Genomic DNA, 22,940 nt, shown 5'->3' on the forward strand with positions numbered 1-22,940 from the left:
TAAATGCATCATGAGCAGAGTTATTGTCAGTTTAGTCTCGGAACAAACCATTCCGAATTACCTTTTTATCAAGGAAATAATTACAAGCGGAGATGAACTTATGTTTATCTCATCAAAGAAAATGGAAAATAAAATTGACTGGATTTTAAATGAATTAAGATATGTCGATTGCATTGTAGATAAATGCGTATTTGATGATGAAGATGATGAAGAACGATGGAATAAAATGATCGAAAAGATAAAGAAATCGCTTAATAAACAGAACAAATACATTGTAAATCTTACCGGAGGCACAAAGTATATGAGTTTAGCCGTTCAAGAAGTTTTTGAAAATTTTGATAGTGAATTCTTTTATATACCATTTCCTAAGAATTATTTACTAAATCCGATGTCACAATTTGACAGATCCATTCCAATAAAATATAGAATTAATGTTCAAGAATATATGCATGTATACGGCCTAAAAATCAAACAAAAAGGAATAACGCAATCTAAAGAATATACGCATTATTTTTTCTCATTATTTACTCAAAATAAATTTAGCAATGCAGAATATGAGACTATTGATTGTTTGCGTGATTATAGAGAAAAAAATATTGAAATAAAAATTATAGAAGAGAAAGAAGATGAGGAAAAGAAACGGCAAATAAAAGGGCTAAGTGCTTTTTTGGAAACGATTTCATTCCCCCAAAAAGATAAAGAAAAACTATCAAAAAAAGAAACTCAATACATTACAGGAGGGTGGTTTGAAGAATACGTATATCACCTTATAAAAGAAAAAATAGACCCTCAAAGTATTGCTATTGGAGTGGAGATACAGCATACGAAAACGACCAATATGAACGACCTTGATGTAGTTTTCACCCTCGGAAACAAACTGTTTGTAATCGAATGTAAAACAGGAGTTGGAAGAGTCCTTCTTTTCAATCAAATAGTATACAAAGCATCCGCATTAAAAGAAACTCTATTGGGTCTTCCAAGCAATTCTTATATATTTTCATTAAGCCCTGAAGATGATACATTAGCTCAAACAGCAAAGAATATGGGAACCAACTATTGTGATATTTCATATTTTAATGATAAAAAGAAAATGGATTCACTAATTAGTGAAATAATAAAAAGTTCATATAACAAATAATTTTCATGCTAATCAACCTCTCCAACCATCCCTCCACACAATGGAGCGAGGAACAAAAATCCGCGGCAGTTCTTTATGGCGAAACTGTCGATCTACCATTCCCCGCAGTCGACCCAGAAAGAGATAAAGCCTATATAGATGCTTTAAGTGACGAATATATACAGAACGTTCAGGAATTATCCCAAGGCAAGGATACCACCATTCATGTGATGGGGGAAATGACTTTGACTTTTTCCTTAGTAAAAAAGCTACAAACAATGGGCTTTACCTGCATCGCCTCTACTTCCGAACGGATGGTAACTGAAACGGAGGCGGGACAGAAAGAGGTGTTTTTTCGGTTTAAGCGATTTAGAGAATATCAATAAGTATCCATGAAAAAAAGTATACCGGAATGACATGCATTAAGATACAACTGCATATAGTCAATGATTTTTATATAAAATAGTTAATAATGGAACTAATACTAAACACTTTCGGAACTTCACTTAACCGAGACAATGAGGGCTTTGTAGTAACTCATAAGGATGGAAAACAACGTATTCCGGCAGAAGGAATAAAATGCATCCAAATCAGTCGTGGTGCACAAATCACGAGCGATGCCGTACTGCTTGCCATCGAACGGGAAATTGAAGTGCTTTTTACAGACAAATCAGGCAACCCTGTCGGACGAATATGGAGTTCAAAATATGGCTCCATCTCCACAATACGTAAAGGACAAATCAATTTTTCATTTTCACATGATGCCGTACAATGGATAAAAGACATCATAAGGAAGAAAATAGAGAACCAACAAGCCCTTATCCTGATGATGATGCCGGATAAAGAAATTGAACAAAGAACAGTCCAGCGGGCTATCAATCGATTGGAAGACTATCGTAACAAAATAGACTTGCTCGATGGAGAAATCGTGTCGGATATTGCATCTACCCTTCGAGGTTGGGAAGGGGTTTCATCTAAAATCTATTTTGAAATACTAAACCTTTTTATCCCGAAAACATATCGGTTTGATATCCGTTCACAACATCCGGCGATGGATCCGATCAACGCTTTGCTAAATTACGGTTACGGACTCCTGTACGGAAAAATAGAAGGGGCTCTGATCAAAGCCGGGATTGATCCATATGTAGGTATTTTGCACCGGGATAATTACAATCGCCCGGTTTTAGTATATGATGTGATTGAAATATACAGAGTCTGGATCGATTATGTAGTTTATAGCCTGGCTATTCAACAAGTGATAACGGACGAGTACTATTCTGTGCAAGAAGATGGTTCCTATTGGTTAGAACCGCTTGGACGAAGGGTTTTAATACAATCGGTTAACGATTATTTAGATGAAGTAATTGAGCAACGGGGAGTCTCCCGAAGTCGGGTAACTCAGATTTCTCTCTACGCACAAAACCTTGCTCAAACATTTAAGAAATTTGAATAAAAGCAGTACTTATGATATTCGCAGGAAAAAAAATCACAAGCAGTTCCGATCAATTAGCCAAAATTTCACTTGATTATTTGTATCATAGCATTAAAAATCCGAAAGGTGAGATTGAGGCAAAGATACGGCAATTACGCATTGTCCGGGATATTGACAAAAAGAGCTATGCTTTGTTAAAAAAAGAACTTCCCTATATCGTATGCGGAGTATTCAACCCAGCGTTCCGCCGGACAGATAATTTTGCATATATCGAATACTTCATAGTAGATATAGATCATATTACGCAGAAAGGACTTTCCGTTAAACAAATTCGCCAGGATATAGAGAAAGACTCCCGAACTTTACTTTCTTTTATTTCACCCGGTGAAGATGGATTGAAAGTAATGTTTCACTTAAAAGAAAGATGTTATGACCATGGGATCTATTCTCTTTTTTATAAGTCTTTTATTCTTAAATTTTCTCAAACCTATCACATAGAACAGGTGATAGACGCACAAACAAGCGATGTCTGCCGTGCTTGTTTTATTAGTTGCGATCCGGATGTTTATTTTAATCCGGAGGCCGAGGGGATCGATCTCAACACATACTTAGATATAAATAATCCTTCAGCTCTCTTTGACTTGAAAAAGCAGACGGTTGAAACATTACCATTAGTGGATAATGTAGATATAAAAGAAAACAAAGACCCTGATGATGAAGCCATACAAAGAATCAAAGATATATTAAAATTCAAATCAAAGCCAGCGGAAAAAATTCCGGTATATATACCTGAACAGTTGAATGAAATCATACAAGAGCTTAAGATCTATATAGAAGAAACCGGGATTGTCGTTACCGAAATCATTAATATCAGCTATGGGAAAAAAATACGAATGAAATTAGGACTAAAGCAAGCAGAAATAAATTTGTTTTATGGTAAGCGGGGCTTTTCTGTTGTAGAATCTCCCCGATGTGGAACAAATAGCGAACTGAATATGCTTACGGTAAATCTTATTAATGGCTTTTTAGCACAATAGAAGAGATAGACCATGGCAGAAAAACAAGCATACGATTATATCACGATACTTAAAACGTTGAAGCAATCAGGACTGTCAGGATCGCCTCCGCCGAATAGGACACAAGTAAAATACGATGATTTAGAATCTATAGAAGAACGAGTGAATCGAATTTTAGGATTAATAAATAAAAAAGACAGATCTGCTACCAATATGTTGTTTTTTGTAATGTATGATATAGAAAGTAATAAAGTAAGGAGGTATATTTCAAAATACTTACTAAAGAAAGGATGCACACGCATTCAGCGATCTATTTTCCTTGCAGATCTAAGCAATTCAGTCTATGAGGAGATAAAAAATGATTTGAAAGAAGTTCAAAGTGTGTATGAGAATAAGGATAGTATCATTATAGTGCCAATTTCAACCGACTATATTCAGTCAATGAAAGTAATCGGACAGAGTATTGACATAGATTTGATTACACATATAAAGAATACATTATTCTTTTAAAAAAATAATTGATCTTTGACGTATTGATTTTATTCGTACCTTTGAGGGCTCAAAAAAACAATCATTTTTTTTGAATCCATTGAACAAAATCTATAATTTGATTAATTAATAGAAAGGAACACAGCAATTTATAGTTTTTCCTCTCATAGAGTAATATCCAATAGAATAAGGATTAAGACCCCATATTGAGGTAATTTTCATTGAGTTTGTCGCAGTCTCATAGAGTAATATCCAATAGAATAAGGATTAAGACATCTACTTTTGCTGCGCTGAAAAGCGCTGCTGCTTGTTCTCATAGAGTAATATCCAATAGAATAAGGATTAAGACCTAACTCGTCGAACAAATCGCTATTATCGACTCACTCATAGAGTAATATCCAATAGAATAAGGATTAAGACCATCTATAGTAGGTGTTATAGTGACTATTTGGTTACTTCTCATAGAGTAATATCCAATAGAATAAGGATTAAGACAAAAAACTGAAACCCGTCCCACGTAAATGGATTTGCTCATAGAGTAATATCCAATAGAATAAGGATTAAGACTTCGTTCCATTGTCGAAGGAGCAATGTCGCATTAAACTCATAGAGTAATATCCAATAGAATAAGGATTAAGACCGCATATTGTTTTGCATTCGATATCCAATAATACTCATAGAGTAATATCCAATAGAATAAGGATTAAGACTATAATTTATCTTTTTACAAGTTGAATATTAACACACTCATAGAGTAATATCCAATAGAATAAGGATTAAGACTTTGTGAAATATAACCCGGATGAATGCTAATTTATTCTCATAGAGTAATATCCAATAGAATAAGGATTAAGACAGGATAAGTTAATAAGCAAGTGCCAATATTTCAAAGAACTCATAGAGTAATATCCAATAGAATAAGGATTAAGACTCATTTTACCTCAATCAAAAAGAATTTAAAATTAACTCATAGAGTAATATCCAATAGAATAAGGATTAAGACGGAACTATGAGATTACTGTTCTCTGTTAGAATATACACTCATAGAGTAATATCCAATAGAATAAGGATTAAGACTTTGCTGATAATAGCAACCTGCGATTAAATAAACATACTCATAGAGTAATATCCAATAGAATAAGGATTAAGACAATTCTCTGACGGTTCCGGCGAGATTTTTGTAAAAACTCATAGAGTAATATCCAATAGAATAAGGATTAAGACGGCAAAGAAAGACCACTCTTCTTTTGTAAACTTGCCCTCATAGAGTAATATCCAATAGAATAAGGATTAAGACCCCTTCAACATATCGTAAGTAATGAACGTTTTAAAAACTCATAGAGTAATATCCAATAGAATAAGGATTAAGACGTCGAATCTGACCGCTTATCGTAAACTGTTACTCCTCATAGAGTAATATCCAATAGAATAAGGATTAAGACCCGCATTTTTGTATGAATGCCTGTTCGAAGGTAACCCTCATAGAGTAATATCCAATAGAATAAGGATTAAGACATTATGATTTCAAAATTTGCACAGATATTCCATAATTCTCATAGAGTAATATCCAATAGAATAAGGATTAAGACCTTATCGTCCGAAGGGCGTCTAAAGCCTCGTTTATGCCTACTCATAGAGTAATATCCAATAGAATAAGGATTAAGACAATTAAAACCTTTTACGGTTTCGGTGTATAGGACTCATAGAGTAATATCCAATAGAATAAGGATTAAGACACAGTTTTGCCAGTCTCATTTTCTACAATAGACCTCATAGAGTAATATCCAATAGAATAAGGATTAAGACGAAATATAACCCGGATGAATGCTAATTTATCATAGTCTCATAGAGTAATATCCAATAGAATAAGGATTAAGACAGTTACAGAAAGGCTATATTTACCTTCCACATTCACCTCATAGAGTAATATCCAATAGAATAAGGATTAAGACCTGTAGAAGTAGCCGCAGGAAATTGCGAATTAGTCTATTCTCATAGAGTAATATCCAATAGAATAAGGATTAAGACCTTTGACCGAAAATAGTTTTGGAATCATAAAACACTCATAGAGTAATATCCAATAGAATAAGGATTAAGACTTTCCCTATTTTGATTTGATATCCCTGGCTGCTATAACTCATAGAGTAATATCCAATAGAATAAGGATTAAGACTTTTTCTAAAATGTGCCTAAGGCTTTTAAAAAGTCCTCATAGAGTAATATCCAATAGAATAAGGATTAAGACCGCATGTTTTTCATCGTATATATTATACGAATTTTTCTCATAGAGTAATATCCAATAGAATAAGGATTAAGACAATTTTTTAACTCCTTATTATAAGCACTGTTAACTCATAGAGTAATATCCAATAGAATAAGGATTAAGACGATTTTGAGTTGGTTCCGATTCCCAACTCTAGCAAGATACTCATAGAGTAATATCCAATAGAATAAGGATTAAGACACAGCATTTTTCCGTGTACCTGTCTCGTCAAAGACAGCTCATAGAGTAATATCCAATAGAATAAGGATTAAGACAAGGATGAAAGTAGTGATAAACTAATTAAGTTTACCTCATAGAGTAATATCCAATAGAATAAGGATTAAGACATATAAGGAATAATCCTCACTAACCCGCCATTCTCATAGAGTAATATCCAATAGAATAAGGATTAAGACTAAGATGTATTATGTTTAAAAATCTTAACACAAGATCTCTCATAGAGTAATATCCAATAGAATAAGGATTAAGACTTGATTTGATATAATCGGAATACTCTCCAGCTTTTACTCTCATAGAGTAATATCCAATAGAATAAGGATTAAGACATAAGTGTGACTAACAAAAAATAAAAGAGGGACTCATAGAGTAATATCCAATAGAATAAGGATTAAGACCCGGCTAAAATCTCATCGAAAAACTTCTGTTTGATACCTCATAGAGTAATATCCAATAGAATAAGGATTAAGACTACCAATTGTCTTCCAAATCATTGATTAATCCCGCTCATAGAGTAATATCCAATAGAATAAGGATTAAGACATCTTTTTACATATTAGCTTTTTTCAGGCGCCATAGGCATCAAAAAGTCATCGCTTATCCACTAAAAAATTGGTAACTATGAGTGAACGCAGTCATAACTATGAACGAATGCAATCATAACTATGACTGTGCGCAGTCATAGTTATGAGTTTTTGCAGGGTTTGGGGGCTTCCATTATCTCAATGACAATCAACCTGTCCCATAGAAATTAATCGTTAGGCATCACATTGAGTAATCATCTAAATAGTAATCATACCCTTATTCCATTACAAGTTTTCATCATTTATACCCTTATTTTGTTACACAAATAAGCTATTTTATACCCTGCATTCTCATCCTTGAATCCGGAGAAAGTAGCGGATTTACTAATATCCTGATTTATTATCAATTACTCAGAAGTTACCTTAAACAAATTCCGAATGGGACTGTTAAATTATTGAGGCCAATTTTATTTTATAAAGAAAGAAACTATGCAGAAGAAACATCTATGGTATGAACTGGACATTCCTGAAGTAATTAATGAATTAAAATCAGACAAGGAATACGGATTGGCGGAAGCCGAAGTCCAAAACAGACTGTCGGAATACGGGAAAAATACCTTACCTCAGAAGAAACAGGTAAGCCTCCTCATTCGTTTCTTGAAACACTTCAACGATATTCTTATTTATGTTCTTTTTGTTGCGGCCATTGTTACCGCTTTTTTAGCCCATTACGCCGATACGGTGATTATCCTGATCGTAGCCGTCGTAAACGCAACGATCGGATTCCTGCAGGAAAGCAAAGCGGAGAAAGCCTTGGAAGATATCAAGAAACTGCTTTCTCCCAAGGCTCACATACGAAGGGACGGAAAGCGCCAGGAGATTGATGCGACCGAGCTTACAATCGGCGATATCGTATTGCTGAGCCCCGGCGATAAAGTACCTGCCGATCTAAGGTTAATAAGGACGGATAACCTGAAAATCGAAGAATCTACGTTGACCGGTGAATCGGTACCTTCGGAAAAAAAGACAGAGGCCCTGCCGGCTGAAACGATGCTTGGCGACCGGGTTAACATGGCGTTTTCGAGTACGACCGTAAGCGCGGGAACAGGCGTAGGTATTGTTACGGCAACAGGAAAAGATACGGAAATCGGAAAGATAAACGAGATGATTTCCCAGGTAGAAGAAATCACAACGCCATTGCTGAAACAGACGGCACAATTCGGGAAAACGGTATCGGTCGTCATTGTCGGCATCGCGGTTCTGATTTATTTGTTCGGCTATTTTTTCCGGAATTACGAATCGGGCGAATTGCTGATGTCGGTGATCGGACTGGCAGTAGCTGCGATACCCGAAGGCTTACCTGCTATTCTATCAATTATTTTGGCTATCGGCGTTCAGAATATGGCCAAACGAAATGCCATTGTCCGCTATCTGCCTTCGGTAGAAACGCTGGGATCCGTATCGGTGATTTGTTCGGATAAAACGGGAACGTTGACAAAGAATGAGATGACGGTAAAAACCGTTGAAATAAAAGAAGGTGATTTCCACGTATCAGGAACCGGATATGCACCGGATGGGGATATCCTGGAGGGTGATGAAAAGGTGGATTTCACAATCCGGCCTGTACTGAAGGAGCTGATCGACTGCTTCCGGATCTGCAACGAATCCTCTTTGGGTAAGGATGAGGAGGGGAATTGGGTGGTCAAAGGCGACTCTACCGAAGGGGCTTTGGTCACTCTATACGAGAAAGCGGACATCGATCATCATCCGCCTAAACGTATTTCGACGATTCCGTTTGATTCGGAATATAAGTATATGGCCACTTTGGTCGAGGGTGAAACCGGATCTATTATCTATATCAAAGGCGCCCCCGACCGGTTACTGAATATGGCCGAAAAAGAGAAAGCCGATGGTAATTATACCGATTTCGACCGGGTTTATTGGGAAGGAAAGATTACGGAATTGGCTCGAAAAGGCCAACGTATCATCGGCGGAGCATATAAAAAGGTAGGAAAGGATATACAACAGATCCGGCATGAGGACATACATGACGGTATTGTGTTTTTAGGATTGGCAGGGATCATCGACCCTCCGCGTGAGGAGGCGACCGAAGCGATCCGGCAATGCGCCGAAGCCGGCATTTCCGTGAAAATGATTACCGGCGACCATGTAGATACCGCCATGGCTATCGGCAAAGAAATGGGAATCGGCGACGGCACCAAAGCACTGCAAGGAAAGGATCTTGAAAACATGACGGACGAAGAGTTTGAGGTGGCTGCACGGGAATATGACGTGTTCGCACGAACCAGCCCCGAACATAAACTAAAGTTGGTGACCGCCCTCCAAAACACAGGCGCCGTTTCGGCCATGACGGGCGACGGTGTAAACGATGCACCGGCCTTGAAAAAAGCGGATATCGGTATCGCTATGGGGATCAAGGGCACGGAGGTAACCAAAGATGCCGCAGCAATGGTATTGGCCGATGACAATTTCAGTACGATTATCGCCGCCGTGGAAGAAGGACGCAGGGTGTATGACAATTTAAAGAAAACAATCCTATTTATCCTTCCGACCAACGGCGCCGAAAGTTTTCTTATTATAGCCAGCATCTTGTTCGGATTCATGATGCCGTTGACGCCTATCCAGATCCTATGGGTAAATATGGTGACATCGGTTACGGTTTCTTTGGCCCTGGCTTTCGAGAAAATAGAGCCTAATGCGATGAAACGACCTCCGCGTTCCCCTAAAACACCTTTGCTTAGCGGATATTTTATCTGGCGTATCTTATTTGTATCCGTACTTATCGGGGGCGGGACTTTATGGATGAGCATGAAGTTGATTGCAAACGGGATGAATGAAGAACTGGTCCGGACGATCACACTGCAAACGATCGTCATCACCCAAATGTTCCACTTATTTAACAGCCGGACGATCCGTGATTTCGCTTTGAGCAAAGACTTCTTTACCAATAAGGCGGTTTTCGTGGTTTGTGCACTATTAATCCTATTGCAAACCGGCATTAGCTATCTCCCCTTTATGAATAATGTATTCGGAACAGTCCCATTGGGAATTCACGACTGGCTTTATCCGGTTGCGTTGGGCTTCCTTGTTTTTGTGATCGTAGAGATAGAAAAATTCGTGATGCGTTGCTGGAAAGGCCATACGCTTGAAGTATAAAAACATTTCCTGACTAAGATTGCCGGCATGGTTTTGAAACCCATGTCGGTAAAGAAAACGACTCCCCGGTGTGAAAACAGATCTTCACACCGGGGTTTTAACATTCCAGACCGCTTATACACCTCAAAATACCATAACAAGGGTATTTACTCTTTTCATGGTTTAGTTTTCCTTTGCAGAAACATTCTATTATTAGACACAAAGAAGATTAATAATGACAAAAACATTTACGGCAGTGAAAAGACACAAACTTTTTTCACACAAAATTTATACCAAAGAATTTTTCAACAATCTCGCAATCTGTCCGCATATGCAAATGCATTTCTTTTCTTGTTGATTAATCTCAGGACGTTATGCGCATTTTTATTCTCATTAGACTGAAAGAATGAGAATGTTTTTTAGTTATCAACTTATTTTAAAATAAACTTTTTATGTATAAACACAAATCGAATCGCTATTTTCTCATAGCGGGAATAGTCTTATTCGTTATATTCGGAGGGATCGGAATTCCCCTTCACGCTCAAACGATTCTGAAAGGAGAAGTGGTCGACCAGAACCAAGCCCCTCTTCCGAGCGTAAATATTACGATAAAAACGGCTGAACAAGCATACGCTGTTTCTGATATCAATGGCCGGTTTTCCATCTCCATCTCTCAGGAACTGCCAGTGACTCTTGTATTCAAATACTTAGGATACAAACCCTTGGAAATAGATATCTACGACCAGAATGAACCTATTCATGCGGTTCTTTCTGAAAACAACAATATTTTAAATGAAGTAGTCGTTACGGCCTTAGGTATAAATAAGGAAAAAATTTCATTGGGTTATACGACACAGGAATTAAAAAGCGAGGCGTTGAGCGGTAATAAGGAAACAAACTTATTAAACTCGCTTTCCGGGAAGCTGGCCGGTGTACGCATCACCAATTCCCAGGGAGATATGGGTTCCTCGCGAATTGTGATCCGCGGTGAAACCTCTATCGCAGGGAATAATCAACCCTTGTTCATTGTAGACGGTGTACCGGCGGACAATTCACAACTGAATGCCGGAGGTGCGACACGCGACTTCAGAAACGCTATTGCTGATTTAAACAGTGAAGATATTGAATCAATTAGTGTCCTGAAAGGACCGAATGCTGCTGCACTCTATGGCTCAAGAGCTGCCCATGGTGTTGTTCTGATTACAACAAAGACCGGAAAAGAGCAAAAAGGAATCGGCATTGGAGTTAATTCGGGCATAAATTTCTCCCGGGTAACGACACTCCCTAAGTTCCAGGACGTTTTCGGACAAGGAGCTACGGGGCAGTTCAGCTATGTGGATGGAAAAGGCGGAGGCGTTAACGACGGAGTGGATGAAAGTTGGGGACCGGAAATGGACGGCCGCCTAATTCCGCAATTCTATTCCAACGGGGTAGCTGTTCCCTTTGTTTCGCATCCGGATAATGTGAAGGATTTCTTCGAAACAGGAATTACCTATAATAACGGCATTTCTATCGCCGGATCGGATGAGAAATACGATTTCCGTTTAGGGGTAAATCATGAAGACCAGCGGGGAACGGTTCCCAACACTCAAATTAAGAAGACTAATTTTAGCATCAACACGAACTATCAATTAGCCAAATGGTTGAAAGTAGGCGTAACGGCCAATTACATCGTAACGGACGTACCCAACCTTCCCGGAGGTCCTTCCGGCAACCGGGCCGCCGGTGTGATGCTCCAGTTTCTCTGGTTCGGGCGCCAAGTCGATATGAATGAGCTGAAGAAAGATTGGAATAACAACTGGAATAACAGCTATTACAGTAATCCTTATTGGAGAGCCTATTACAACACCGTCGAACAAAACCGTAACCGCCTGATCGGAGATATACATGCGGAATTGAATTTAGCCAAAGGACTTGACTTCAGGTTTAGGACCGGGACGGACTATTACAACGACCGCCGGAAATATAAGATAAAATACGGAACAAACGGTACGCCCTATGGTTCGTATTCCGAAGACGCTTATACGATAAACGAGAATAACACGGAAGCAATTCTTACCTATACGCGGGATTTGAACAACGATTTCAGCCTGGACGCCCTCGCCGGGTTCAATGTACGTAACAAAAAATACGAAAACAACTACCAGCAAGCACCCAGATTAGCTGTTCCGGATCTATATACACTGACTAATTCAAGGGATCCTTTAGTCTCCTCTAATAATTTCTCAAAACTTAGAGTATACAGCGGCTATGCGTCGGCCCAATTGGGATATCGGAACTTCGCCTTTCTGAATCTGACCGCCCGCAACGATTGGTCCTCCACTTTGCCCCGGAAGAACCGTTCTTATTTTTATCCTTCGGTAAATGCCAGCTTGGTTTTATCCGAGGCTTTGGACATTAAAAACGAAACTCTCAGCTTTTTAAAACTACGTGGAGGATGGTCCGAGGTAGGAAGCGATGCGGATCCTTACCAACTGGCCACTGTTTATAATTTTGAAACGGCTTTTGAAGGAAATCCGATCCAGACTTCTTCCAAAGAAAAAAATAATCCGGATCTGAAACCCGAGACAACCCGCTCTACCGAACTGGGTATCGAGCTGGGACTGTTTAATAACAGGGTACATTTAGACGTTGCGGCATATAACACGAATAGTTTTGACCAGATTCTGAAAGTAAATACGACAGCAGCCAGCGGTTATACTTCCCAATTGTTAAATGCGGGCAAAATCAACAATAAAGGATTAGAGGTACAGTTGGATGTAATCCCTGTGGAAATAAGCAAGTTCAAATGGGATGTAGGGTTGAACTATTCATTAAACCGCAGCAAAGTGAAAGAGCTGGACAAAGAAGGCCTGTTGAAAAGCTATACGATCGCTTCATCAGGTACAACCCAATTACTGGCTTCCGTAGGGCAGGCTTACGGTACATTATACGGATCTACCTATCAGCGTGACAACAACGGCAATATCATCGTCGGGTCGGACGGGCTTCCAAACGCAGATCCAAGCTATAAAGTATTAGGACATTATACTCCTAAATGGGTCGGTGGCATCAGCAATACTTTTACTTACCGGAATCTCGAACTATCCTTTTTAATCGACGGTAGTATCGGAGGTAAAATTTATTCGGGAACCAACCGGACGGGTATTTATACCGGCGTATTGAAGAGTACGCTCCCCGGACGTAATGCAGAGAACGGCGGATTGTATTATTACTATGCCGGAGACGATCATGACAATCCGAAAATACTTTTACCTAACGGCGGCTCAGCTCCTGGCGGCGAGACGGTCTTTGAAGATGGCATCATTGTCGACGGGACAACCGCCGACGGCTCAAAAAACACGGTAGTGGTAAGCGCTGAAGATTACTATAAATCTTTATACAATATTTCCGAAGCTTTTATTTATAAAACTTCCTATATCAAGATGCGTGAAATAAAGTTTACCTATACATTCGCCAGGAGTTTGATCAGAAAGGTCGGCCTGCAAGGGGCCAGTCTCTCTGCCGTAGCCCGTAATGTTTTCTTTATCTATAAAGATGCACCTAATATCGATCCGGAAGTAGCGCTTAATACCGGAAACGGGCAAGGCATAGAAAGCCTTTCCTTACCGACCACGCGCTCTATTGGTTTTAATCTGAATCTGAAATTTTAAAAACAAGACGTCATGCTTAAAAATATAATTTATCTTTTATTATTTCCGCTCGTCCTCTTTTCTTGCAACGATGAGTTGGACGAAATAAATGAAAATCCGAATGCAACGGAAGACCCCCAGCCGGCTTATCTACTAAGCGGAAGTTTAAAACATGGGGCGGACTTATATTGGGGAAACAATGCCAATTACAATACGCAACTGCTTTTTGTACAGCATTGGGCATCCATTCAATATACGGAATCCGACCGTTATGACATATCGAATACCAGTACGAATGTAACAACACTTTGGAACACCGGTTACGCCACCTTAATTACCGATTTGAATACAATTTTATCCATGTCGGAAGAAGAGGCGAACACAAACTATAAAGGGGTCGCGCTGGCCTTACGTTCCTGGGTGTATGTCCTATTAACGGATGCTTATGGGAATATCCCCTATTCGGAGGCCGGACAGAGTGTAACGCCGAAATACAATACACAGCAAGAAGTTTATACCGGCCTGCTAAATGATTTGGATGAAGCCCAAGCAAGCCTGGATGCCGGAAAAGGTTCTATTAGCGGAGATTTGGTCTACAACGGCAAGATCAATCTATGGAAGAAATTCGTAAACTCTTTAAAGCTCCGCATTGCCCTGCGCATCGCCGATCGCGAACCGGAATTAGCCAAGCAAACGATCAATGCATTAGTAGCCGATGCTTCCGGCCTTATCAGCGGCAACCAAGAGAATTTCAAATTCGCGTATTCCAGCTCTCCCCAGCAGAATCCGCAGGCGGCAAGCTTTGAAACGAGGGACGACTATCGCGTGTCAAAGACGTTAGTCGATAAGTTATACGAGCTCTCCGATCCCCGTTTGCCCGTCTATGCGCAATTACCTACGGATCCTACCGTCGGGCGGTATGTGGGAGCTACCAACGGATTGTCGAACAGTGATGCCAACAACCAAGGATTTGCAAAGACTTCCAAACCGGGTACGTATTTCCTTACCGATGTCTCTCCGGCTACTTTGTTCTCTTATGCAGAAGTCTTGTTTGCCCTTTCCGAATCAGTCGCCCGGGGATATATCACCGGCAATGCGGAAGATTACTACCGGAGAGCAATCACCGCCTCATTGAATCAGTTTGGAATTACGGATGAAGCGGTAATCTCCTCCTATCTGAACCAGGAGGGCGTGAAATACAATGCTGCCAACTATAAAAAATCTATCGGAGAACAAAAATGGATTGCCTTCTTCGGACAAGGGTTGGACGCATTTGCCGAATGGAGACGCCTCGACTATCCGGAGCTGAAGGCCGGACCGGCCAGTGTTTTGGAAGGACAAATACCATTGCGTTTATACTATCCCGGAACGGAACAATCCTTAAACGGGAAAAACTACCAGCTTGCCGTTGAAAATCAAGGGAGGGATTTGCTGACGACCCGGCTTTGGTTCGATGTAAATTAATCTACGATAAAGAAAATCGACGTACTCAAGCGAATATTGTACCTGGGTTGACCTGGTGGCCAACCTGGATAAAATAAAAAATTGTGTATGGCGTTTTCCTATAAACTCTTATTTTTTTAATGAACACGAGTGATTTTATAGCTATATTTACCCTAACCAAATAAAAAAACGAAAGATGAACAAAACAAATAAATATTTAATTCTCTGCATTATGGCGTTGAATTTTTCATTCGCTTGTCAAAACAGGCCTAAAGAAACCGCAGAACTGAAGGAAGGCAAATGGTATGCCGAGTTCCGGACGGAAACGAGCCATCGGATCCCTTTTCTATTTGAAGTTACCGATAATCAGGTGACCTTGATAAATGGAACCGAACGAGTATTATTGGACAGTGTCATCTATCGAGGTGACAGTGTTTTCATTCCAATCAAGGCATACGATACGGAATTACGAGGCGTATTGGCCGGCGATTCCCTGGCCGGGTCGTTCCACCGTTTGTTTTCCGAGCGGGATAAAGGCATTCCATTTACCGCGGTTTACGGCGACCGCCCCCGCTTTACGATAGAAGGAACTTCGCCCGACTTGCTGGATGGCCGGTGGGAAGTACAATTTATTACCGATACGGTTACAAACAACTACGTCGGCGTCTTTAAACAAGAAGGATCACAACTGGCCGGATCCATTCTGACCAATTCCGGTGATTTCCGTTTCTTAGAGGGAGTGATCGACCGGAACGGGTTCCGATTGTCCGCTTTTGCCGGTCTAAGCCCTTATCTTATCCAAGGGAAATTCACGGATAAAGACCATTTTGAGGGAGAATATGTAACTACACACGGCGTACAGGCAATCAAAGGCACACGTAATAACCAGGCAGCTTTAGCAAATCCGTATTCTTTGACTCAACTGAAAAAAGGATACAAGACGTTAGGATTTAAGTTGAAGGACTTGAAAGGGAATGAAGTTTCCTTGTCCGACCCGAAGTATAAAGGCAAGGTTGTCGTTGTTAGTATCCTTGGAAGCTGGTGCCCTAACTGTTTGGACGAAACCACCTTTCTGGCACCCTGGTATAAAGAGAACAAGGATCGGGGGGTGGAACTGATCGGATTGGCTTTTGAACGTAAAGATGATCCGGACTATATCCGGAAAGTGTTGACGAATTTGATTCGGAAGTATGATATAACGTATGATATTCTGGTCGGCGGAAAGATTGCGGATACAGGCAAGGTATTACCGGAGATTGATAAACTCAAGAGTTTTCCAACGACCTTCTTTATCGATAAGAAAGGAGAAGTAAAGAAAATCCATACGGGCTTCAACGGGCCGGCAACCGGTTTGTTTTATGACGAGTTCAAAGCCGATTTCAACAAGACGGTCGATGAGTTGTTAAAGCAATAAGATTTTCCTATAATAAATTGACATCATACAAATAAAAAAGAAAAACTCACGCGTAGTAAATTCTACGCGTGAGAAAAATGATTCATTAGTAGGTTAAAATTTACCTTAAAGCTTCTCGAATTTTATTTTCATCTTATTTACGTCCAAAGTGATTTTATATTCTCCTGCCTGATCAGCATTTATCATCCATTTCAGATCTTCTCCTCCAATATAAGCCTGAACATCATTACTTGCTATAGACCCATTTGCAACCAAGGGCCTAAATGTTAATGCACCCCAATCTCTTTGTATATAGAATTTTAATTCACCCTCCTTTAACGCAACCGTGGCTGTAAATACATTCGGATTAGAATAATCCCATTGCATCTCTATTGCTTTTGCAATGTCCCAATCTGCCGAAGTCGAATTGCCTATTATATACATATTCTCGTAAACAATAGGAGCATATACAATTTTCATTGCGGTTCGATCAATTTCGACAGAGTATAACCCTTCTTTGTCCGTAACGGTAAAATAATTATCCGGATCTCCTTCACTTCTCCGCTCTACTAATGTATTATCATCGGCTCCCTTATTAAGGGAAGGTAACATAGTTTCCAAAGTTGTAATAAATTTAAAGTTCCCATGAGTCAACCTACCTTTCCATGTATAGATTTTACCAATAGAAACTTCATTCAATTTAATCGCTTCCGCCGTATTCATCCCTGCTTCGGTAGCCGTACCCAAAATAAACAAAGGTTGAGGTTGTTGAGCATAAGTTTGAATAATAACATTTACGGTAGCTATTTCCGGATACACAAATTTGTCACTCTTTACCTTTGCTACAACTCGAGCCTCTAAATTTGCATATTCTCCGGGATGAATACCCCATTTGCTTATAATAAGATTATTAATCTCCTCAGTAGTATAACTTTTTTTGAAATCATCAATCACTTCAGGCGATGTGGATGTTTCAAAATTATTATTAGCCAGGTCTAATCTATAGATATACGACACAGTATCGTTTAATCCTAAATCAAGGCCTTTATTCCAGGAAAAGCTCAAGGCCTCCTGGGTTGCATTACTCTCTAACAATATGATCGTATCTCTCGAGACAGTCAATTCTAACGGCGTTCCTGTTTGAGGATTATCATCATCGCTACACATCGCAAAAGAAAGTCCTAATATGCAGAGAAATATTATTTTATAAATTGTTTTCATCTAATAATAGTTTATTAATATTACAGGTCTTTTAGAGGAAAATCACCAATTGGGAAGTTGTCTCAGATTGGGGTTTTTATCTATCTGATTTTGATGAATGGGGAACCAATAATTCTTTTTACTAAATCCCCTTGTTATGTAAACTTTTCTTGTAAAAAAAGCTTCCGGATCGTTTTTATCATCGCTTTTCTTCCTGCCATGATAATTCATTCCATAAAAATCCCCTTGCAGCAAATCGATCTCCTTCCACCGGCGAATATCATCAAAACGAATTGCAAACTCACTGTTAAGCTCCACACGACGTTCACGCTTTATGGCTATTCTCATCTCATTTTGGCTTTGTGGAACCGGTATTTGACCTGCACCCGGACCATAAACAGGAATCCCGGCTCTTTCCCGGACCAAGTTTACATACTTCAATATCTCCGCCGTATTATTGGGTTCCGTTTCATTCAAAGCTTCCGCATAATTTAAGTAAGCCTCCCCCAAACGATATAAAATACCCGGTCGATAGGGCGAAATACCATTTTTAGGATCTGTATTGGGATGTACTCTTTTTCTCAACAAGTAACCATTTTGAGGAGCATCATGTGTCGGCCCTCCATCTGTCCCATTCATGTAAAAATCAGCCTTTCGTTTGGCAATCCGAAGCCATGCTTCGTTAAATAGAACGGAGACATAAAATCGAGCTTCCCGATTCACATACATGTTATAAATACCTGCCGGAACGACGACATTATTACTTTTATCGGCACTTGCTCCTTCAGCCCCTTCAATCCACTTTGTATTCCGAATATCATCCTGTGTTGAGAATCCGGATTCGGTATATCCCGACGCAGTATTTATTATAGGTGAGCCATCCGATTCATAACCCGTAACAGCAGGTAAACCGTTATTCATAAAGAAGGCATCGACTAATGTCTGAGTAACTCCCAATCCACCGTTGCCTTGCATTCCCCGGGGTATAGCGTGCTGAAAACCGCCATAATCACTTTTGGGACGTGCGAATAATATTTCTTTATTCCCCTGACTAAACTCGACATACGACATATTAGAATAGGACATGAACGGATCGATCGTTCCATCATTATTATACTCATAGTATAATTTATATCCGGATGAATGGGCAAGATCTATCAATTCTTTACAAGCCTCTTTAGCCCGGCTCCATTTACCTGCATCATAAATCGAATTAAATATTTGTTCACCTTTATCATTTACATAATCGGAATAATCGGAATTCCCATTCACTAACGGACTTGCAGCAAAGAGCAGCATGCGTGCCCGTATGGCAAGACAAGCGACAGAGGTCGCTCTTCCGTACTTTTGATTATCGGTATAATATGTAGGTAAAATCGTAGACAATTCTTTTAGTTCTTTGTCAATCCAATCGATCACGTCATCATATGGATTTTGTCCGATCATCAAGGTTTCCGCCGGATCAGTAAAATTAGAAAGCCATGTCTGAAGAGGAATAGCCCCATAAGTATTCACTAATAAATAGTAATAATAGGCAATTAAAAAACGAGCTTCGGCTTTCATTTGGTTCACATCTTGAATCGTTACGTTTTGCTCCGGAAGAGGCTTTACCTGTTCAAGAAAAACATAGGCAGCGCGGATTCTGGTTGGAAAATCGCCCCAGAAATTACCGCCCCAGTTACTTTCCGAGTTCCAGTTTCCTTTGATCTTGCTGATCGCATCCCAGCCATAGACTTCCCATCCTGCAGACGGAGACATATCATCGGCATAAGCATCATAATTTTTCAACATGGGTAAATATGGATCCGGAATCGCAGTATATATTCCTGCAAGCCAGTCTTCTGTCCTTGTTTTATCGTTAAAGACCATCTCCATCGTTAATTCATCATCCGGTGATTTATCAAGAAAATCACAAGAACTAACAAACAAAGTAATTAGGAACAATAATGAGTATTTATATAAATTCAGTTTCATAATAATCTCTTTATTAGTCGTATATTAAAAATTAACTTCAAGTCCGATCGAATAGGATCTCATGATAGGATATCTCAACCCATTATTACTGGGGGTATCAATTTCCGGATCCCATAGCTTAAAATCAGATAAGCAAAACAAATTTGTTCCTCTAAGGAATACTCTTGCATAACTTATCGCTGCAGGTCTGGTGATCGATTTAGGTAAAGCATAACCAATCTCTAAGTTTTTTAGCCGTAGCATGCTCATATCTTTCAGCCACCAGGTAGATTCTTGCGCATTATTCGCATTATATCCATAATGCAATCTCGGATAAAAGGCATCTTGTCGTGGATTATCAACCGTCCATGAATCATATGCATTGCTATAGATATTTCCTGTAGTTCCCGAATTAGCTCCCGGTATAAAATCCGCTCCACGACCAATCACACGGTAGGTACGGCCATTTCCCTGAAATAAGAAACCAAAATCCACATTTTTATATCGGGTACTTACACCAAAACCATAAACAAGTTCAGGATTAGTAGTCCCTCCGATAGCGGTTCTATCCTTTTCGGTTATTTCTCCATCTTCATCAAAATCTTTATATTTAATATCTCCGGGATACACCCTATTGGTAAACTTATGCATCGGAATATCAGGTTTTAAAACACCTTTTTCTACATCTTCGAAATCATCTTCCGTAAATAACCCTTCGGCTACCAAACCAAATATCTGACCTACAGGTTTGCCGATGCTGGAACGATGGGTACCTTTTATACCTATAGCTTCATCATTCTCGGTCACTTTATTTTTTGCATAAGTAAGGGTTCCGCGCGCTCCAATAAAAAAATCTTTGTTTACTTGTTTGTTCAAGTCCAAAGTAACTTCAAAACCTCTATTGGTAACTTTTCCAAAATTGGCCCATGGCATTGTCGCAAAGCCGGCAGAATTAGGAAAATTATTGCGTTGCATAAAAATGTCTTTTCTTTTTTCCTGGAAAAAGTCGATTTGAAGCTCTGCGATATTAAATAATCCCAATTCTAAACCCAGATTTGTTTTGGCAACCGTCTCCCAGGTTAAGTCGGAAATGCCAATTTCTCCTTCCCGGCGGCCTGCACGGTAAAAGAAAGAGCCATTGGTACCCCAGTCATATCCTCCGGTATCTCCAATTGTTGTAACATAAGCGAATCGACGGCCGTCCAATTGATCATTTCCGGCTAATCCGTAAGACATCCTGAATTTAACTTTATTAAACGCTTTTCGGTAGTTTTCCCAAAATGCTTCTTCCGACATAATCCATCCTACTGCAATAGAGGGGAAAAAACCGAATCGTTTTCCTTTTGAGAAGTTTTCCGAACCATTATATCCAAAATTAAATTCGCCGATATACCGTCCGCCATAGGTGTAAGCGGCACGACCTGCAAATCCTTGCCGACGATGCGGCAATTTATCCCCATCGTCATAATCCCTTTGGTTGTATAAAAATAAAGCATTGATAGCATGCTCACCGAAAGTCTTATCATAGGTTAGATTCCCTTCCAGATAAATACTATTATTCCCCCACTCAGAGCTTAAGCTATGTCCTAAGAATTCTTGCCCGATGGTGCCATCGGAAAGCAAGAGTTCTCCCGTTTCCGGATCTCTCGAGGTAGCCGGCGTATAGTAAATTGGCTCTTTCGACCGGGTGACGCCATTTGCCGAATAATAATCGTATGAAAAGATCGCTTTTGCTTTCAATCCGGAAAGGATCACTTTCAAATCTTGTTCTACTGAAAAGGTAGATTCCAACTTACTGCTGGCTCTACGTTCATAACCTGTTTGAGTAGTTCTGGCCCATGGATTATCACGCCCTGAGCGTCTCGGTATCTTTCCGTTTTGATAAACAATAGGATGTACAAAGGGAGGGGTAGAAAATGCCGCCGAAAATAAATCGTCAATACTTTGCGGGGGAGAGATTCTTTTTTGAAGGTATCCTCCAATACTAAAATTGATCAAGGTGGTTGGCGTGAGATTCATATCCACATTCGACCGCATATTAAAACGATTCACACGCAGACTGGAATTCCAACTTTGCTCTTCATCTCTTTTTATAATGCCTTCTTCATTGTAATAGGCACCGACAAAAGAATAACGCAATTTTTCCGTTCCTCCGTTTATGTCCAAAGAGACACGCGTGTTTTGTGCCTGATCATTTGAAATGGCTTTCACCCAATCAACATCCGGATATAGTTCCGTATCATATCCGGTTCTGTATTTATCGATAATATCCTGTTCATACAATGGCGAAACATTATCCTGTTTTGCCACATCATAGAGAAGTTGGAGATAATCTGCAGATCCTAAAAATGAGGGCATCTTGACAGGCTCGGTAATCGAATGTTCCGTTTTTACGCTAATATTTGTTTTTCCTGCTTTTCCGCGTTTCGTTGTAATGATAATAACGCCATTGGCCCCACGTACGCCATAAACAGCACTGGCTGCAGCATCTTTCAGAACAGAGAAAGAAGCGATTTCTACAACATCCAAATCATTTAATGAACGTTCGATTCCATCGACTAAGACTAACGGACTCCTATTACCTCCGAACGTGTTTATACCCCGTATCCAAAAGTCGGAATTATCATATCCCGGCTCCCCCGAGCGTTGAGCTCCAATAATTCCACCTACATTACCGACCAGATTATTACTTAACGACCGGGTAGTTCCTACATCCAGCCTTCCCGGTTCAACAGTAGAAATAGAGCCGACAACGGAAGCTTTCTTCTGCGTTCCGTAACCGACAACGACCACTTCCTCCAACTGGCCGACATCTTCTTCTAAAATAATATTGACAATCCGGCGACTGTCCACCTTCTCTTCCTTCGGCACAAATCCGATATAAGAGAAACTTAGAATAGCATATTTATTAGGAACAGATATAGAATAGGCACCGTTTATATCTGTCATTACTCCTGCCTGGGTGCCTTTCACCATTACATTTACACCGATCAAAGGTTCGCCTTTCAGATCCGTGACATTTCCGGTAATACGAAGGCCTTCTTGCTGAGCTCCTTTTTTAGAAGCATTATCGGAAGAGATAGAT

At 39.8% G+C, this 22,940-nt stretch carries 12 protein-coding genes and 1 CRISPR repeat array; of the genes, 9 read left to right on the plus strand and 3 right to left on the minus strand.

Going from position 1 to position 22,940, the window contains the following annotated elements; genetic code table 11:
- Positions 1–10: 10 nt before the first annotated feature.
- The 9 genes from BQ8014_RS17215 (at position 11) to BQ8014_RS17255 (ending at position 16,723) form a co-directional block, all read left to right on the plus strand.
- On the plus strand, positions 11–1,138 hold the full coding sequence (locus tag BQ8014_RS17215; protein WP_080905431.1) for a Card1-like endonuclease domain-containing protein: 1,128 nt from the start codon (positions 11–13) through the stop codon (positions 1,136–1,138).
- A 5-nt stretch (positions 1,139–1,143) separates the two neighbouring features.
- Entirely contained in the window at positions 1,144–1,503 is a 360-nt protein-coding gene (locus BQ8014_RS17220; protein WP_080905432.1) for a hypothetical protein, read from the plus strand.
- Between the two features lie 86 nt (positions 1,504–1,589).
- Complete coding sequence (gene cas1, locus BQ8014_RS17225) at positions 1,590–2,570, plus strand: CRISPR-associated endonuclease Cas1 (RefSeq protein WP_080905433.1); 981 nt, start codon at positions 1,590–1,592, stop codon at positions 2,568–2,570.
- Between the two features lie 11 nt (positions 2,571–2,581).
- Positions 2,582–3,586 carry a CRISPR-associated primase-polymerase type B gene (locus tag BQ8014_RS17230; RefSeq protein WP_080905434.1) on the plus strand — a complete coding sequence of 335 codons (1,005 nt, stop codon included), beginning with the start codon at positions 2,582–2,584 and terminating at the stop codon, positions 3,584–3,586.
- A 12-nt stretch (positions 3,587–3,598) separates the two neighbouring features.
- Positions 3,599–4,075, plus strand: a complete 477-nt coding sequence (cas2, locus tag BQ8014_RS17235; RefSeq protein ID WP_080905435.1) for a CRISPR-associated endonuclease Cas2 — start codon at positions 3,599–3,601, stop codon at positions 4,073–4,075.
- A gap of 142 nt (positions 4,076–4,217) precedes the next feature.
- Positions 4,218–7,097: direct repeats of the CRISPR family, unit length 37 nt; unit sequence CTCATAGAGTAATATCCAATAGAATAAGGATTAAGAC.
- Positions 7,098–7,567: 470 nt separating this feature from the next.
- Complete coding sequence (locus BQ8014_RS17240) at positions 7,568–10,255, plus strand: cation-transporting P-type ATPase (protein ID WP_080905436.1); 2,688 nt, start codon at positions 7,568–7,570, stop codon at positions 10,253–10,255.
- Positions 10,256–10,686: 431 nt separating this feature from the next.
- Complete coding sequence (locus BQ8014_RS17245) at positions 10,687–13,887, plus strand: SusC/RagA family TonB-linked outer membrane protein (RefSeq protein ID WP_080905437.1); 3,201 nt, start codon at positions 10,687–10,689, stop codon at positions 13,885–13,887.
- 12 nt (positions 13,888–13,899) lie between these two features.
- Positions 13,900–15,330: a SusD/RagB family nutrient-binding outer membrane lipoprotein gene (locus tag BQ8014_RS17250; RefSeq protein ID WP_080905438.1), complete on the plus strand. Its 1,431-nt coding sequence runs from the start codon at positions 13,900–13,902 to the stop codon at positions 15,328–15,330.
- A gap of 175 nt (positions 15,331–15,505) precedes the next feature.
- Positions 15,506–16,723: a peroxiredoxin family protein gene (locus BQ8014_RS17255; RefSeq protein WP_080905439.1), complete on the plus strand. Its 1,218-nt coding sequence runs from the start codon at positions 15,506–15,508 to the stop codon at positions 16,721–16,723.
- 105 nt (positions 16,724–16,828) lie between these two features.
- On the opposite strand, the gene BQ8014_RS17260 is transcribed toward BQ8014_RS17255, so the two are convergent.
- The 3 genes from BQ8014_RS17260 to BQ8014_RS17270 are packed head-to-tail and all read right to left on the minus strand — an operon-like array spanning position 16,829 to position 22,936.
- Entirely contained in the window at positions 16,829–17,923 is a 1,095-nt protein-coding gene (locus BQ8014_RS17260) for a SusE domain-containing protein (RefSeq protein WP_080905440.1), read from the minus strand.
- 42 nt (positions 17,924–17,965) lie between these two features.
- Complete coding sequence (locus BQ8014_RS17265) at positions 17,966–19,876, minus strand: RagB/SusD family nutrient uptake outer membrane protein (RefSeq protein WP_080905441.1); 1,911 nt, start codon at positions 19,874–19,876, stop codon at positions 17,966–17,968.
- Between the two features lie 24 nt (positions 19,877–19,900).
- Complete coding sequence (locus BQ8014_RS17270; RefSeq protein ID WP_255376327.1) at positions 19,901–22,936, minus strand: SusC/RagA family TonB-linked outer membrane protein; 3,036 nt, start codon at positions 22,934–22,936, stop codon at positions 19,901–19,903.
- Positions 22,937–22,940: the final 4 nt, after the last annotated feature.

This window comes from Parabacteroides sp. Marseille-P3160 (genome assembly GCF_900162725.1).
Lineage (GTDB): Bacteria > Bacteroidota > Bacteroidia > Bacteroidales > Tannerellaceae > Marseille-P3160.